Source organism: Acidocella aromatica (assembly GCF_014201825.1).
GTDB classification, from domain to species: domain Bacteria; phylum Pseudomonadota; class Alphaproteobacteria; order Acetobacterales; family Acetobacteraceae; genus Acidocella; species Acidocella aromatica.
Genome location: NZ_JACHFJ010000002.1, coordinates 215602 through 230708, shown reverse-complemented (window position 1 = coordinate 230708; position 15107 = coordinate 215602). Strand labels below are relative to the sequence as shown.

Sequence of the window (15107 nt, the reverse complement as noted above, 5' to 3'; positions counted from 1 at the left end):
GATGCCAGATGTTGAGGAGCTGGGCGCGGAGGAAACGCCATCCTGGCCACGGCTGCGGCAGGTTCTCGGGCCCGGGCTGATTACCGGCGCGTCGGACGACGACCCCAGCGGCATCGCCACATACTCTCAGGCGGGCGCGCAATATGGCTACGCGCTGGGCTGGGCCATGCTGCTGACCTATCCGCTGATGTGCGCCATCCAAGTGATCAGCGCCCAGATCGGCCGCGTAACCGGGCTGGGCTTGGCGGGTAATTTGCGCCGCTTCATGCCTCGGCGGGCGCTGCATCTCATCGTTCTGCTGTTGTTGCTGGCCAATACCATTAATATAGGCGCGGATCTGGGCGCCATGGCCGCCGCCGTGCGGCTGCTGGTGCCGGTGCCCATGCCCGTGGGCATCGCGGCCTTCGCCATTGTTTCCGTGCTGTTGGAAGTTTTCGTGCGTTATGCGCGCTATGTCGCGGTGCTGAAATGGCTGACGCTGTCACTGTTCGCATATGTCGCCACCGTGTTTATCGCCGATGTGCCCTGGAAGCAGGTGGGCGTGGAACTGGTTCTGCCGCATATCCAGTTTACTAGCGACTACTTCACCGTCGTCGTCGCGGTATTCGGCACCACCATCAGCCCGTATCTGTTCTTCTGGCAAGCAGGCGAGGAGATGGAGGACGAGCGCGGGGACCCCGTGGCCAAGCCGTTGATCGAGGCGCCGGAACAGGCCGGGCGGGAGCTGCGGCGCATCCGGCTGGATACCTATATCGGCATGGCGTTTTCCAATGTCATCTCGCTGGCCATCATTTTCACCACCGCCGCCACGCTGCATGTGCACGGGATCACCAATATCCAGACATCATCGGATGCGGCTGAAGCCCTCCGGCCTATCGCTGGGCCCTTGGCTTTCACCGTGTTCGCGCTTGGCATTATCGGCACCGGGCTATTGGCATTGCCGGTATTGGCGGGGTCCGCCGCCTACGCACTGTGCGAAGCCTTCGGCTGGCCGGTGGGGCTGGCTTATCAAGCCCCGCGGGCAAAGGCGTTCTACGGCACCATCGCCGTTGCCGTGTTTGTCGGCGCGCTGCTGAATTTTTCCAGTCTCGACCCGGTGAAGGCTCTGTTCTGGAGCGCCGTGATCAACGGCCTGGTGGCTGTACCGCTGATGGCGGTGACCGTGCTGCTTGCCGCCAGCCCGCGGATCATGGGACAGTTCAGTATTGGGCCAAGGCTGAAGATGCTCGGTTGGCTGGGTACGCTGGTGATGCTGGTGGCGGGCATCGGGATGTTCGTCACCATGTAGCCCGTTTGGGCGGAGCGGAGTTCCTCCAGCATTGCCATCAGCTGGGCGGCGCAAAAGAACAGCATGCAGATACAGCCGAACAGCGAAGCCAGGCCGATTACGATATGTCCATCAAACGGCATCGTTTGGTCCTCCTGATTCAAAAAAGACTGAGCTGACCCGCCGCCGGGGTGGCGCGCGGCACGGCAAACTGGGAGCAGTCCAACACCGCATTGCCGCCTTCCAGACCGAATTGTTTCACCGCACGGGCAAAGCGCTGGTGCAGCATCTCCACATACGGACCGGAGCCGGTGAAGCGGGAATGGAAATCCGGGTCGTTCAGCTTGCCGCCGCGGCTCTGGCGGATCAGGCTCAGCACATGGCTGGCCCGGCCGGGCAGGTGTTTCTCCAGCCAGTCGACGAATAGGGGCGCCAGCTCATGCGGCAGGCGAACGAGCGTGGTGTGCGCGCTACGTGCTCCGGCCTTGGCGGCTGCTTCCACAATGCTCTCCATCTCGGCATCGTTCACGCCGGGGATCATCGGTGAGGCCATCACTCCCACCGGAATCCCTTGGGCCGAAAGCTCGCGGATGACGGAAAGACGCCGGGCGGGTGAGGCGGCACGCGGTTCCAGCGTGCGTGCCAGGGTTGGATCTAGCGTGGTGACCGAGATGAACACCCGCGCTAGACGTTTTGAGGCCATGCGCGCCAGGATATCGGCATCGCGCAGCACCCCGGCGGATTTGGTGACGATGCCGACCGGGTTACCGAACTTCTCCAGCACCTCGAGGATCGCCCGTGTCAGTCCCAGCGTGCGCTCCACCGGCTGATACGGGTCGGTGTTGGAGCCCAGCACGATCACCGCTGGCTTATACCCGGCACGGGAGAGTTCTTTCTCCAGCAGGCGCGGCGCCTCGGGCTTGAAGACGATCTTGGTCTCGAAATCGAGCCCGGCGGAAAAGCCGAGATAAGCATGGCTGGGGCGAGCGAAGCAGTAGATGCAGCCGTGTTCGCAGCCCCGGTAGGGGTTCACGCTCTGTCCGAAGGCGATGTCCGGGCTGTCGTTGCGGGTGATGATGCTGCGTGTGGCGTCGCGGATCAGCATGGTTTGTGGCTTGGTGGCGTCTTCCTTGGGCAGGTCCCAGCCATCGTCGAAGGCTTCCCCGTGCGCGCGCTCGAAGCGGTTGGGGGGATTCACGGGGGTACCACGGCCCTTGATCGCGCCATGACCGATCTCGCTGTTGACCTGTATCCGGGACACCACCATGATGTTCATGCTCCGTTCTTGTTTTTATAAATCATTTCGCATTGCGACAGTCAAGAACAAAACAAGAACATTTAAGACAAAAAAACCGCCCATGGCCTGCGCGCATGAGCGGTCCGGTTTAGTTCGCCTCTGCGGTATAGACGTTGAGGTTGAGCTGCGGGAAGTTACCTTCCGCCAGATCGTTCAGGCTCTCGGGTTTGCTCCCGATCTCTTCCGCATAGAGCCAGCTATCGGCCAGCACTTGGCGGACGTAGCGCCTGGTCTCATTGTTCGGGATGCTCTCGATGAACAGCAGCGGGTCGCTGGTATCCTGCACCTGGGTAGACCACGAGGCAGCGGCGTTTGGCCCCGCATTATAGCTGGCGAGAACGGCCAGGAGGTTGTTGTTCACCCCCGGCTGCCCCCCAAGGTAGCGCAGATAAGCCTGCCCCATGGCCAGATTGGCCGAAGGGTCGGCCAGTGAGCCATCCACGCCCTGGGTACGACGCACCATGGTGGCTGTTTCGGGCATCAGCTGCATCAGGCCGCGCGCGCCGCAGCGGGAAACCGCATGGGCGTCGAAGCCTGATTCCGTGCGGGTGAGGGCGTAGACCAGCGACGGATCGACCGTGAACCCGCCCGAGGGATGCAACGAGGGCAGGGGCAGACGCGCACCCGCGATCTCATCCACCGGGCTTGGCATGGTGCCGGCAATGGCCACGGTGACATCGACCAGCCCGGCACGGGCGGCCACGGCCATCACCGAACGGGCAAGCGCCGGATTGCTCTGCATCTGCGGCCATAATGCCCGCAGCGCCAGGGCGGCCTGCTCTGGTTCGCCGATCTGGATCAGCGCGAAGGCGCGATGCCCCTCGGGGATCGCGTCCACGGCCAGCACGTCGGCTTCGGTCAGCGTGGCGGAGATGCCGGTGGGGCCAAAGCCCTGGCCGAGCAGCTTGCCAGCCAACATGCCGTAGAAGGTGGTGTTGGCCCAGGCGGCTTGATGCAGCCAGTTCAGATACTGTTCCGGCTGTTGCAGGCGCAGGGCCGCGCGCGCGGCCCAGAACTGGCTGGCGGCGCGGTCATCGTCCGAGATGCCTGGGATCTGCGCCGTGGAGGCAAAGATGCTCAAGGCGGTGCTGATATCACCATGCTCCCAGGCATTCAGCCCTGTCACGAAGCGCTGGTGCCATATGTAGCTGTCCGGCGCAAAGACCGGCATGGCCGCCGCACCCGGGGTGATGGTGGTTTCTGGCATCAGTGCCGTTCGGGGCGCGGGCGGCAGCTCGGCCCGGTGCAGCTTGAGCTGCATGAGCTTGTAAATATCGGCGGCTTCCGGCTCACTCGAATATTTGTCCCACCAGGCGGTGAGTTCAGAGGGTTTGGTGACGTAATCCGCGCTCATGTAGCGTGCGGCCAGCACGCTACCGAGCAGGGAGGTATCGCCAAGCCGGCCAATAAGATGGTCGGCTTCGGCGTAGGCGCCGTTATCCTGCAATTGCAGGATGCGCTGGTACAATGCCACGTCGCTCGGGGCGAGCGGTTGCGGCAAGGTGATTTCCACATCCCCAGAAGGGGCATTGCGCGGTACGGCGTAGGCCACGCTATCGCCATTCATGGCGCTAAGCGGCGCTGTGGGGGGCTGAGACGTTCCCGGGCCTTGTCCCAAATCGGGGGACTTCGCCGACGCCTTCGTGGGATGCACGAGGCTGAGGGCAAAAACGGAAGCCGTGGCAACAGCCAGACGGAAACCGTTCAGGCGGGGAAGCGGTTTGGGGGCTCCTCGCATAACCAAGGGCCCTACACGTCATATCCAAGTGACGCAACCCTATTCAGCGAGACAAATCCCTATTTTTTAGACAAAATACCTGCTTTCAATAGATTGCAAGGGAGGTTTGCGATCAAATTTTCGTGAGAATCATCGATTCTAGGCGGTTTCTAACCAAGCTTTAAGGGTTAGCATATCCCGCCACGCCTCTGCCTTGGCCAGCGGCGTGCGCAGCAGATAGGCGGGGTGATACGTCGCGAGACAGGGCAGCGGCGCGGGCAGGCCATCGATCTCAGCTTCTCGCCAACTCCCCCTCAGGCGACGTATGCCCGTCGCCCCTTCGGCTGGCAGCAGCGCCTTGGCCGCCACCGCGCCAAGCGCCATCAGCCCGCGCGGGGCAATAAGGGCGATTTGCCGATGCAGGAAGGGTAGGCAGAGCGTGATCTCGGCCTCGGTGGGGTTGCGGTTGCCGGGCGGGCGCCAGGGCACGGTGTTGATGATACGCACCTTGGTGCGGTCCAGCCCGATGCTGCCGAGCATCTTGTCCAGCAACTGCCCGGCGGGCCCGACGAAGGGCTTGCCCGCGCGGTCTTCCTCGCCACCCGGCGCCTCGCCCACGATAATCAGCCGCGCATCCGCCGCGCCATCGGCGAAGACGAGCTGGGTCGCGGTATCGCGCAGGGCGCAGCCGGTGAAATTACGCATCGCCGTTTCCAGCTCCTCCAGGCTTTGGCAGGCGGCGGCAGCTGCGCGGGCTTCCGCCGGGCCGGCGGGCATGGCGGCGGCGCGCGGCGCTGGGGCAGCACGGCGGGCGGGGGGCGGGGAGGCGTTTTCGGGCGCTGGCGGGGGCGGCGCGGCGTGGCGGCGGTCCTGCGGCGCATCCAGCAGGGCCTCGTCAGCTCCCCATTCCCATTGCAGGCGCAGCGCTTCCAGCAGTTCCATACGCTCTCATTAACTTGCGTGCTGCCGCCCAGCCAGTCCTATATGGTGGCAGTGCCTCTTTACCTTGGGTACGATTCGTCTTTAGACCAAACGTTCGTTATAGTATGCCGCAGATCAATCGAGGCATTTGTTAGGGAGAAGAAATGTCTGACCTGAACCAGCCGCGCGAGGCGATGGAATTCGATGTGCTCGTCGTGGGCGCTGGCCCCGCGGGCCTTACCGCCGCGATCAAGCTGAAGCAGCTCAATCCTGAGCTTGCCGTTTGCGTCGTGGAGAAGGGCTCGGAAGTGGGCGCGCACACGCTCTCCGGCGCGGTGCTGGAGCCTCGTGCGCTCAAGGAGCTGTTCCCGGATGTCGATCCCGGCCTGATCCCGCTCGCCACCCCGGTGGCCGAGGACAAGTTCATCTTCCTGCTCGATGACGCGAAATCCATCGCCATGCCCACCCCGCCGCAGATGCATAACGAGGGCAATTACATTGTCTCGCTGGGCAATGTGGTGCGCTGGCTGGGCCAGCAGGCCGAGGAGCTGGGCGTGGAGATCTACCCCGGTTTCGCCGCCGCCGAGCTGCTGGTCGAGGGCGGGCGCGTGGTCGGTGTCGCCACCGGCGACGTGGGCATCGGCAAGGATGGCGAGCCCACCGATAACTACCAGCGCGGCATGGAGCTGCGCGCCACCTATACCGTGTTCGCCGAGGGCTGCCGCGGCTCGCTCTCCAAGCAGCTGATGGGCCAGTTCAAGCTGCGCGAGAACTGCGACCCGCAGACCTATGGCATCGGCATCAAGGAGCTTTGGGAGGTTAAGCCCGAGAAGTTCCGCAAGGGCCTGACCGTGCACAGCATCGGCTGGCCGCTGAAGAGCGACACCTATGGCGGCTCCTTCCTCTACCATTTCGGCGAGAACATGGTGGCGGTCGGCTTCGTGGTTGGACTGGACTACTCCAACCCATATCTCTCGCCCTTCCAGGAATTCCAGCGCTACAAGACGCATCCGGCCATCGCGCCGACCTTCGAGGGCGCGAAGCGCATCTCCTACGGCGCCCGCGCCATCAACGAGGGCGGCTTCCAGTCCCTGCCCAAGCTGACCTTCCCGGGCGGCGTGCTGATCGGCTGCGCGGCTGGCACGCTGAACGTGCCGAAGATCAAGGGCACCCATACCGCGATGAAATCCGCTATGGTGGCAGCCGAAGCCATCGCCGAGGCCTTCGCCGGGGACAAGCCGGACGAGGTGACCGCTTACGCGACCAAGTTGCAGGAAAGCTGGGTGTGGTCGGAATTGCATCAGGTGCGCAACATCCGCCCGGCCTTCGCCAAGTTCGGCCTGTATGGCGGGCTGATCAACGCGGCGCTGGAGACGTATCTGTTCAAGGGCAAGGCGCCCTGGACCTTTAAGAACCACGCCGACCACGATCATCTGAAGAAGGCCTCCGAGTGCCAGCCGATCGACTACCCCAAGCCGGACGGCAAGCTCACCTTCGACCGTCTCTCCTCGGTGTTCCTCTCCAACACCAACCATGAGGAAAACCAGCCCGCTCACCTGAAGCTGCTGGACCCGGCGAAGGCGATCTCGGTGAACTGGGACCTCTACCGCAGCCCCGAGACGCGCTACTGCCCGGCGGGTGTGTACGAGATCGTGGGCGCCGACGAGGGCAAGCCGCAGTTGCAGATCAACGCGCAGAACTGCGTGCATTGCAAGACCTGCGACATCAAGGACCCGACCCAGAACATCAACTGGGTGGTGCCCGAGGGCGCGGGCGGCCCGAACTACCCGGGCGGCATGTAATAGTATCCGCCTAGCATCCGATAGTAACAGACGATTCGAACGCGCCCTTTCCCCCCGAAAGGGCGCGTAAGACTTTCTGTTTCAAGGCGGTGCAGCATGGCGCATAACGATCATCACCACGACCACGATGATCACCACGATCACCATCATGGGCACCACCATGCCCCGCAGAATTTCGGCCCAGCCTTTGCCATCGGCATAGCGCTGAATGCGGGGTTCGTGGCGCTGGAGGTTGTTTTCGGCCTGCTGGGCCACTCCGTAGCGCTGCTGGCTGATGCCGGGCATAACCTTTCCGATGTCCTGGCCCTCGCCGTGGCTTGGCTTGCCGTCATTCTGGGGCGCAAGGCAGCCACCCCGCGCTTTACCTACGGGCTTGGCGGCAGCACTATCCTGGCGGCCTTGTTCAACGCCGTGGTGCTGCTGGTGGTCACCGGCGGGCTGGGATGGGAGGCGTTGCGCCGCTTCTTCGAGCCGCAGCCGGTGGCGGGTGCCACGGTCATGGCCGTAGCGGCCTGCGGCATTGTCATCAACGGCATTTGCGCCTGGCTGTTCTCGCGAGGGCGCGATGGTGACCTCAACGTGCGCGGCGCCTTTTTGCACATGGCGGGGGATGCGCTGGTCTCGCTCGGCGTTGTCGTCTCGGGCGGGATCATCCTGCTCACCGGCTGGAGCTGGGTGGACCCGCTGACCAGTCTCGGCGTGAGCGCCGTGATTATCTGGGGTAGCTGGGGGCTGCTGACCGGCGCGCTGGCCATGTCGGTAAACGCCGTGCCGGCCAATGTGGATCTGGCAGCGGTACGGACCATGCTTCTCCAGCTGCCGGGCGTCACCGGGGTGCATGACCTGCATGTCTGGCCGCTCAGCACCACGGAAACGGCACTCACCTGCCATTTGGTCGTACCGGGCGGGCACCCTGGTGACGGGTTGCTGGAAGATGCGCTGGCGCAGCTGCGCCGGGAGTTCGGCATTGGCCACGCCACGATGCAGCTGGAAATCAGCGAGCCGTCCGAAGCGCATCTCGCTGCGCTGCATGATTAGCTGGTTCCGCTTTTGTATGAAAACTGAATCGGGCGTAGTCTCGCGGGCATGACTATTCGCATTGGCATTGCCGGCATCTCCGGCCGCATGGGTATCTATCTCGCCGAGGAGGCCGCCGCCGCGGCTTCGCTCTCCGGCGGCACCAGCCGCTCTGGCCATGGGCCGGAAGGTGCGCCGCACTTCTCCGACATCACGGCGCTCGCCCGCGAATCGGACGTGGTGATCGACTTCACCCATGCCAGCACGGTCAGAGAGCATGCCGCCGCTCTGGCCGCCACCGAGACCCCCTGGGTGCTCGGCACCACCGGCTATGGCGAGGCGGAGCAGAAGGCCATCGAGGACGCGGCCAAGACCATTCCCATCATCGCCTCGCCGAATTTCTGCACGGGCGTGAACCTGCTGCTGCTGCTGGCCGAAAAGCTGGGCCATGCCCTGCCGCCCCACCAGTACGACGCGGAAATCTTGGAAATGCACCACCGGCAGAAGGTGGATGCGCCATCCGGCACCGCGCTGGCCATCGGCCGGGCCGTGGCGCAGGGGCGGGGCGTGAAGCTCGAGGATGTCATCGTCTCCGGGCGTGACGGCCATACCGGCCCACGTAAGGATGGTGAGATCGGTTTCGCCACGCTGCGCGGCGGCCAGATCATCGGTAGCCACTCGCTGCTGTTCACGGCGGGCGACGAGCAGATCAGCCTGACGCACCACGCCTTCGACCGCCGTGTTTTCGCCTCCGGCGCGGTACGCGCGGCATTGTGGCTGCATGCCCAGCCCGCCGGGTTGTATGCGATGCGCGATTTCTTGCGCCTGTAAAACCCGCACAACGATAGGGTATTGACCCCGGGGGCCGGATGGGTCATCCGGTGCCGCCTGGATTTTTGGGGGTAATGCATAATGCGCGATCGCGGCGAATTTCTCTTCACGTCTGAGTCCGTCTCGGAAGGCCATCCGGACAAGGTTGCGGACCGGATTTCCGATACCGTTGTCGATGCCTATCTGGCCGCCGACCCGTATGCGCGCGTCGCCTGCGAAACCTTGGTGACCACGAATCGTATCATCCTGGCGGGCGAAGTCCGCGGGCCGGAGACGATCACCAAGGAACAGCTCGCGCACCTCGCCCGCATGGCGGTGCACGACATCGGCTACGATCAGGAAGGCTTCTCCTGGAAGAACGCTGAGGTGTCCGTGCATCTGCATGCGCAGTCCGCGCATATCGCCGTGGGCGTGGACGCCGCGGGCGACAAGGACGAGGGCGCTGGCGACCAGGGCATCATGTTCGGCTACGCCTGCACCGAGACCGAGGCGCTGATGCCCGCCCCGATCTATTATTCGCACCTGATCCTGCGCCGCATCTCCGAGCTGCGCCGCGCCGCCGATTCGCAGGTGAAGGGCCTGCTGCCGGACGCCAAGAGCCAGGTGACCCTGAAATACGTGAACGGCAAGCCGGTTGGCGCCACCTCCGTGGTCGTGTCCATCCAGCATGAGGAGAGCCTCTCGCTGGCCCAGGTGCGCGAGATGATCCGCCCGATCGTGCAGGCGGCTCTGCCCGAGGGCTGGATGCCGGCCGAGAAGGATTTCTACGTCAACCCGACCGGCATCTTCGTCATCGGCGGGCCGGACGGCGATTGCGGCCTGACCGGGCGCAAGATCATCGTGGACACCTATGGCGGTGCGGCCCCGCATGGCGGCGGCGCGTTCTCCGGCAAGGACCCCACGAAGGTGGACCGTTCCGCCGCTTACGTCTCCCGCTACCTCGCCAAGAACGTGGTGGCCGCTGGCCTCGCCGAGCGCTGCACCCTGCAGCTCTCCTACGCCATCGGCGTGTCCCAGCCGCTCTCGCTGTATGTGGACCTGCACGGCACCGGCAAGGACGTGGACGAGGAGAAGGTGGCGAAGACCCTGCGCGATCTGGTGAACCTCACCCCGCGCGGCATCCGCGAGCACCTGCAGCTCAACCGGCCGATCTACGTGCCGACCTCCTCGTTCGGCCATTTCGGCCGCACGCCGGACGCCGAGCTCGGGACCTTCACCTGGGAGAAGAGCGACCTCGTGCCCGCGCTGAAGTCCGCCTTTGGCCGTTGAGGACGTCAAGCCGGTCCCTGACCGGCTCTACGGCCGCGTAAAGGGTAAGAAGCTCCGCCCGCGCCAGGAATGGCTGCTGGCGGAGTTTCTGCCGCGCACGTCCTGGCCGGAGGCGTCGTTCGCCATCACCCCGCGCGAGATCTGGCTGGAAGTCGGGTTTGGCGGGGGTGAGCACGCCTATGAACTGGCCAGCAAGAACCCGGATGTCGGCTATATCGCCGCAGAGGTGTTCGAGGTCGGCATCTGCTCGCTGCTCTCGCGCATCGCGCCGGACCATGCCGAGCACCCCGAGCCACTGCCGAACCTGCGCCTGTTCACCGACGACGCCCGCCCGCTGCTGCGCGGCATGGCGGATGGCTCCCTGAGCAAGCTGTTCCTGATGTTCCCCGACCCCTGGCCGAAAGCGCGCCACGCCAAGCGCCGCTTCGTGCACCCGGAGCTGGTGAAGGAGGTGGCGCGCGCGCTGCGTCCGGGTGGGGAATGGCGCATCGCCTCGGACGATCCGACCTACCAGGAATGGACCGACGAGGTTCTGAGCGCGCAGGATATCTTCACCGTCACCCGCCGGACCGAGCACCCCGAGGGCTGGCCGCATACCCGCTACGAGGCCAAGGCCATCGCCGCCGGGCGGCACCCGGTTTACTGGTCGCTGATCCGGCGCTGAGAAATTTTAAATGCAGCCTTTGCGCAAAAGGCTGCATTTTTTGTGCCCGGCTTACGCTTCTTCTTCCTCGTCCTCTTCCTCCAGGCCGAATTGCTGCGCCTCTTCGTCGTATTCGAAGATTTCGGCGTAGCGGCCCCAGGAGATGACGGCGCGCAGCGTCTCATCGGCGTATTCGGGAGACATATGATCCTCCAGCTCGTCGCGGAAGCGCACGGCGGAGGCGCGATGGTTCGAGCGCTGGTCGATGACAGTGCGGATGGCGTTCACCAGCGGCACGTTGGCGCGCAACTGCTCGGTGAAGATCTCCTTGCGGTCCTCGGTCTCGGCATCGGCGAATTTCTTGCCGATATCGGAGAGGATCAAATCGCCCTCCTCCAGCGCGGCGAAGCCCAGAAGCTGCAACGTTTCACCCAGCGGCAGCAAATCGTCCACCTCGTATTGCAGTGCGGCGGCCAGGGCCGGCAAGTCGGCCCGGCCCTGGTAGGGCGCGCCGTACAGCGTCTCGATCAAGCCCGAAATAAGGTTGGTGCTGACCGGGTGCAGCGGCGTGGCGAAGCCGCTGGGCACCGCCGCCGCCGGAACATGCACTTCCTTCGGCGCCCGGCGTGTCATGATCCCGTAGATATCGTCCACCATCTGGCGGAAGGCAGGGTCGAAGCGGTTGCGTGGATGCGCGAACGGCACTTTCAACTCATGCGCCACGCGGCCGGGATTGGAAGAGAACACCAGGATGCGGTCGGCCATGAGTACCGCTTCCTCGATGTTATGGGTGACGATGAGGATGGATTTCACCGGCAGCTTCTTGTCCATCCATAGGTCGATGAGGTCGGTGCGCAGCGTCTCGGCGGTCAGCACGTCCAGCGCCGAGAAGGGTTCGTCCATCAGCAGCAGGTCTGGGTGGACCACCAGGGCGCGGGCGAGGCCCACGCGCTGGCGCATGCCGCCCGAGAGTTCCTTGGGATAAGCGGTGTCGTACCCGCCAAGGCCAATCAGGTCGATCGCCTCTTCCGAGCGCTCATCGCGCTCATCCTTCTTCACGCCCAGCGCTTCCAGCCCCAGCTCCACATTCTCCTGCACGGTGAGCCAGGGAAACAACGCGAAGCTCTGGAACACCATAGCGACACCGGGGGCTGGGCCGCGCAGGGGCTCGCCGCGCCAGCGCACATCGCCCGAGGTGGGCTTGAGCAGCCCCGAGACGATGCGCAGCAGCGTGGACTTGCCAGAGCCGGAGCGCCCGAGCAGAGCGACGATCTCGCCTTCGTTCAGGGTCAGGTCCACATCGTCGAGCACCACGAGGTCGGCGCTGGCCTCCTTATGGTAAGACTGGCGGCAGTTGCGGACGGTAACCAGAGGCTGGGTGACGTTCTGATCCATGGCTTACCCCAGAGTGGTGCGGCGGGTCGCATAGGCATAGAGCGGCCGCCAGAGAATACGATTGATGAAGATGACGAAGCAGGACATGACCACCACGCCCAGCACGACACGCGGCGTGTCGCCCGCGGCGGTGGCCTGCGCGATATAGGCGCCAAGCCCATGTGCCGCGAGGTTGGTGCTGCCCCAGCTTGCAACCTCGGCCACGATGGAGGCATTCCACGCGCCGCCCGAGGCAGTGAGCGCGCCGGTGATGAAATAGGGCAGGATGCCGGGGATCATCACCTTGCGCCACCACAGCCAGCCGCGGATGTGGAAATTCGCCACGGCCTCCTTCATGTCACCCGGAAAGGCGGCGGCGCCGGCGATGACGTTGAACAGCACGTACCATTGCGTGCCGATCAGCATCAGCGGGGTCAGCCAGATATCCGGCATAACGTGGAAATACACGATGGCCAGCACCACCGGCGGGAACAGCAGATTGGCCGGGAAGGCGGCGAGGAACTGCGCGATGGGCTGGGCGATGCGCGTGGCCTTGGGCCGCAGGCCGATCCACACGCCGATAGGCACCCAGATCAGCGCCGCGATCGCCATCAGCACCATTACGCGCAGCAAGGTAAAGCCACCCATCAGCACGGCGGTGCCGACATCCGACCAATGCAGCGTGCCGGAGACGAAGGTAACAATCCGGTACCCCGCATAGGCTGCCACCAGGGCGATACATATGAACCAGAACCCATCCACAAGCTTTGAGGGCTCCTGGTTCTCGTCAATCTGCGTGCGCGCGGGCAAAGCGAGGCGCAGGCGGGTGAGGGAGCGCATGATGCCGCCCAGGAAATCGCCGATATCCTGGAAAAGCGCGGTGCGACGCAGCACTTTCAGCATCCATGGCTCAGGTCCGGTGGCCGTTGCCGTGGTTTCGAACCGGAACTTGGCCGACCACGCCACCAGCGGGCGGAAGAGGAGCTGGTCGTAGAGCAGGATCAGCACCAGCATGGCGATGATGGCGTAGAAGATCGCGCGCAAATTCTCCTGCTCAAGCGCAGTGGCCACGTAGGAGCCAATACCCGGCAGGGTGAAGGTAGTGTTGCCCACAGTCACAGCCTCGGAGGCGACGACGAAGAACCACCCGCCGGACATCGACAGCATGGTGTTCCACACCAGCCCCGGCATGGCGAAGGGCACATCCAGCCGCCAGAATTTCTGCCATGGTGAGAGACGGAAGCAGCGCGAGGCTTCCTGCAAATCGTTCGGCAGCGTGGTCAGCGACTGGTAGAAGCTGAACGCCATGTTCCAGGCCTGGGAGGTGAAGATAACGAACACCGAGGCCAGCTCCGCGCCAAGCACCTTGCCTGGGAACAGCCCGAGGAAGAACACGGTGGTGAAGGTGAGGAAGCCGAGAATGGGGACCGATTGCAGGATGTCGAGAATCGGGATCAGCACCATGCCAGCCCGGCGGGATTTGGCCGCCAGCGTGGCATAGGTGAGGGTGAAGAGCAGCGAGAAGAACAGTGCCGCGAACATGCGCGCCGTGGAGCGCAGCGCGTAATAGGGCAGATAGGCCGGGTCGAGATGGATCGGCGAATTCTGGATGGTGGCGATGGAGGTGGAGATCGTTCCCCGGCCGACATCGACCAGCGCGATCAGCAGCCCCATGACCAGCAGCAATGCCACGCCATCCCAGCGGTTTGGCAGCCGGCGCCCGGCCAGAGCTGTGGGAGTGTAATTCGTCATCTTACCGCCTGGCGTTCGGAGAGGTTGCCTTTGCTCCCTTAACCAGCACAAACTCGTTTGTCACCCGGGCGGTGCGTTGCGTTTCCGTGACAGACGCCTCGGCGTAAGGAGTCGATTTGACCCAGATCATTGGTCATACCAAGGCAGCGGGTGTTTGAGTATCTTCATGGTTGAGTGCAGGATGAAGCAGTGAAGCCCAATTGCGGCGGCGTGGTGATGCTGGTTGGGCTTGGTGCTGCTAATTTGGCCGTCTGGGCGCTGGCCGCGGCGGTGTTCAGGTACTTTCCGGTGCTACTGGGCACCGCGTTCCTGGCCTATAGTTTCGGGCTGCGCCACGCCGTGGATGCCGACCATATCGCCGCCATCGACAATGTGACGCGCAAACTGATGCAGCAGGGCAGGCGGCCCATCGGGGCAGGTTTGTGGTTCTCGCTAGGGCATTCCACCATCGTTTTCGCCCTCTCCGCCGCCGTGGCTGGTTCGGCCACCGCCATCAAGGCGCATTTTGGCGCGCTGGAGAGCTTCGGCGGCATTGCCGGTACGCTGGTTTCGGCAGGGTTCCTGCTGGGCCTCGCCGCCGTTAACCTGCTGGTGCTGGTCTCCGTCATTTCCACATTCCGCCGGGTGAAAGCGGGCGGGGTGTATTCCGACGAGGACGTGAACCTGCTGCTCGCCCGGCGCGGGTTCTTCGGGCGGATGTTCCGCGCCTTGTTCGGATTGGTTCGGCGGGATTGGCATATGTACCCCATCGGCGTGCTGTTCGGGCTGGGGTTCGATACGGCCACCGAGGTCGGGCTGCTCGGTATTTCCGCCGCCGGGGCCTCGCATGGGTTGCCGATCTGGTCGATTATGCTGTTCCCTGCGCTGTTCGCGGCCGGCATGGCGCTGGTGGATGCGGCCGACAACCTGCTGATGCTGGGCGCCTATGGCTGGGCCTTCGCCCGACCCATGCGCAAGCTCTACTACAACATCACCATCACCAGCGTTTCGGTGCTGGTGGCGCTCATCGTCGGTGGGCTGGAGGCGCTGGGGCTCGTGCAGGGGGCGTATAACCTCTCCGGCGCGTTCTGGGACCCGGTGGCCGCGCTGAACAATAATTTCGGTACGCTGGGCTACGTCATCATCGGCATCTTCGCCTCGAGCTGGCTCGTCTCCGTGGCGATCTACAAAGCCCGGGGATACGACCGGATCGAGGTTACGGTCAGGGATTAGCCCGC

The 15107-nt window shown here is 64.2% G+C and carries 12 protein-coding genes; 7 read left to right on the top strand and 5 right to left on the bottom strand.

Annotated elements, in window-relative coordinates; translation table 11 throughout:
- Position 1: 1 nt before the first annotated feature.
- Positions 2-1288 (top strand): NRAMP family divalent metal transporter, encoded by a 1287-nt coding sequence (locus HNP71_RS03620; RefSeq protein WP_183265510.1) that lies wholly within the window; start codon positions 2-4, stop codon positions 1286-1288.
- 139 nt (positions 1289-1427) lie between these two features.
- Here HNP71_RS03620 and HNP71_RS03615 read toward each other — a convergent pair whose 3' ends face one another.
- From HNP71_RS03615 to HNP71_RS03605, 3 genes are all read right to left on the bottom strand, one after another.
- The gene (locus HNP71_RS03615; RefSeq protein WP_456304178.1) at positions 1428-2543 is read right to left on the bottom strand and encodes a PA0069 family radical SAM protein; all 1116 of its coding nucleotides are present in this window, start codon (positions 2541-2543) and stop codon (positions 1428-1430) included.
- 109 nt (positions 2544-2652) lie between these two features.
- Positions 2653-4131 (bottom strand): lytic transglycosylase domain-containing protein, encoded by a 1479-nt coding sequence (locus HNP71_RS03610; RefSeq protein ID WP_246344049.1) that lies wholly within the window; start codon positions 4129-4131, stop codon positions 2653-2655.
- A 309-nt stretch (positions 4132-4440) separates the two neighbouring features.
- Positions 4441-5223, bottom strand: coding sequence for a uracil-DNA glycosylase (locus tag HNP71_RS03605; protein WP_183265508.1), 783 nt, complete (start codon positions 5221-5223; stop codon positions 4441-4443).
- 143 nt (positions 5224-5366) lie between these two features.
- Here HNP71_RS03605 and HNP71_RS03600 point away from each other — a divergent pair, with 143 nt between their 5' ends.
- The 5 genes from HNP71_RS03600 to trmB all read left to right on the top strand — a co-directional run bounded on the left by HNP71_RS03600 (position 5367) and on the right by trmB (position 10785).
- On the top strand, positions 5367-7004 hold the full coding sequence (locus HNP71_RS03600) for an electron transfer flavoprotein-ubiquinone oxidoreductase (RefSeq protein WP_183265507.1): 1638 nt from the start codon (positions 5367-5369) through the stop codon (positions 7002-7004).
- Positions 7005-7100: 96 nt separating this feature from the next.
- Positions 7101-8042: a cation diffusion facilitator family transporter gene (locus HNP71_RS03595; protein ID WP_183265506.1), complete on the top strand. Its 942-nt coding sequence runs from the start codon at positions 7101-7103 to the stop codon at positions 8040-8042.
- Between the two features lie 48 nt (positions 8043-8090).
- Positions 8091-8852 (top strand): 4-hydroxy-tetrahydrodipicolinate reductase, encoded by a 762-nt coding sequence (gene dapB, locus HNP71_RS03590; RefSeq protein ID WP_183265505.1) that lies wholly within the window; start codon positions 8091-8093, stop codon positions 8850-8852.
- Positions 8853-8933: 81 nt separating this feature from the next.
- On the top strand, positions 8934-10121 hold the full coding sequence (metK, locus tag HNP71_RS03585; RefSeq protein ID WP_183265504.1) for a methionine adenosyltransferase: 1188 nt from the start codon (positions 8934-8936) through the stop codon (positions 10119-10121).
- On the top strand, positions 10111-10785 hold the full coding sequence (gene trmB, locus HNP71_RS03580; protein WP_183265503.1) for a tRNA (guanine(46)-N(7))-methyltransferase TrmB: 675 nt from the start codon (positions 10111-10113) through the stop codon (positions 10783-10785). The genes metK and trmB overlap by 11 nt, the downstream gene beginning before the upstream one ends.
- Before the next feature lie 51 nt (positions 10786-10836).
- Here trmB and HNP71_RS03575 read toward each other — a convergent pair whose 3' ends face one another.
- Both HNP71_RS03575 and HNP71_RS03570 read right to left on the bottom strand, forming a co-directional pair.
- On the bottom strand, positions 10837-12159 hold the full coding sequence (locus HNP71_RS03575) for an ABC transporter ATP-binding protein (RefSeq protein ID WP_183265502.1): 1323 nt from the start codon (positions 12157-12159) through the stop codon (positions 10837-10839).
- 3 nt (positions 12160-12162) lie between these two features.
- Positions 12163-13890, bottom strand: coding sequence for an ABC transporter permease (locus HNP71_RS03570; protein WP_183265501.1), 1728 nt, complete (start codon positions 13888-13890; stop codon positions 12163-12165).
- 189 nt (positions 13891-14079) lie between these two features.
- Between HNP71_RS03570 and HNP71_RS03565 the strand changes: the two genes are divergently transcribed.
- The gene (locus HNP71_RS03565) at positions 14080-15102 is read left to right on the top strand and encodes a HoxN/HupN/NixA family nickel/cobalt transporter (protein ID WP_343062197.1); all 1023 of its coding nucleotides are present in this window, start codon (positions 14080-14082) and stop codon (positions 15100-15102) included.
- Positions 15103-15107 lie beyond the last annotated feature (5 nt).

Excerpts from the sequence above, each read along its gene's own strand:
- HNP71_RS03620 (WP_183265510.1), top strand. The coding sequence starts at position 2 with ATGCCAGATGTTGAGGAGCTGGGCGCGGAGGAAACGCCATCCTGGCCA.
- HNP71_RS03600 (WP_183265507.1), top strand. The coding sequence starts at position 5,367 with ATGTCTGACCTGAACCAGCCGCGCGAGGCGATGGAATTCGATGTGCTC.
- dapB (WP_183265505.1), top strand. The coding sequence starts at position 8,091 with ATGACTATTCGCATTGGCATTGCCGGCATCTCCGGCCGCATGGGTATC.
- metK (WP_183265504.1), top strand. The coding sequence starts at position 8,934 with ATGCGCGATCGCGGCGAATTTCTCTTCACGTCTGAGTCCGTCTCGGAA.
- HNP71_RS03615 (WP_456304178.1), bottom strand. The coding sequence starts at position 2,543 with ATGAACATCATGGTGGTGTCCCGGATACAGGTCAACAGCGAGATCGGT.
- HNP71_RS03575 (WP_183265502.1), bottom strand. The coding sequence starts at position 12,159 with ATGGATCAGAACGTCACCCAGCCTCTGGTTACCGTCCGCAACTGCCGC.
- HNP71_RS03605 (WP_183265508.1), bottom strand. The coding sequence starts at position 5,223 with ATGGAACTGCTGGAAGCGCTGCGCCTGCAATGGGAATGGGGAGCTGAC.
- HNP71_RS03570 (WP_183265501.1), bottom strand. The coding sequence starts at position 13,890 with ATGACGAATTACACTCCCACAGCTCTGGCCGGGCGCCGGCTGCCAAAC.
- HNP71_RS03595 (WP_183265506.1), top strand. The coding sequence starts at position 7,101 with ATGGCGCATAACGATCATCACCACGACCACGATGATCACCACGATCAC.
- HNP71_RS03610 (WP_246344049.1), bottom strand. The coding sequence starts at position 4,131 with ATGAATGGCGATAGCGTGGCCTACGCCGTACCGCGCAATGCCCCTTCT.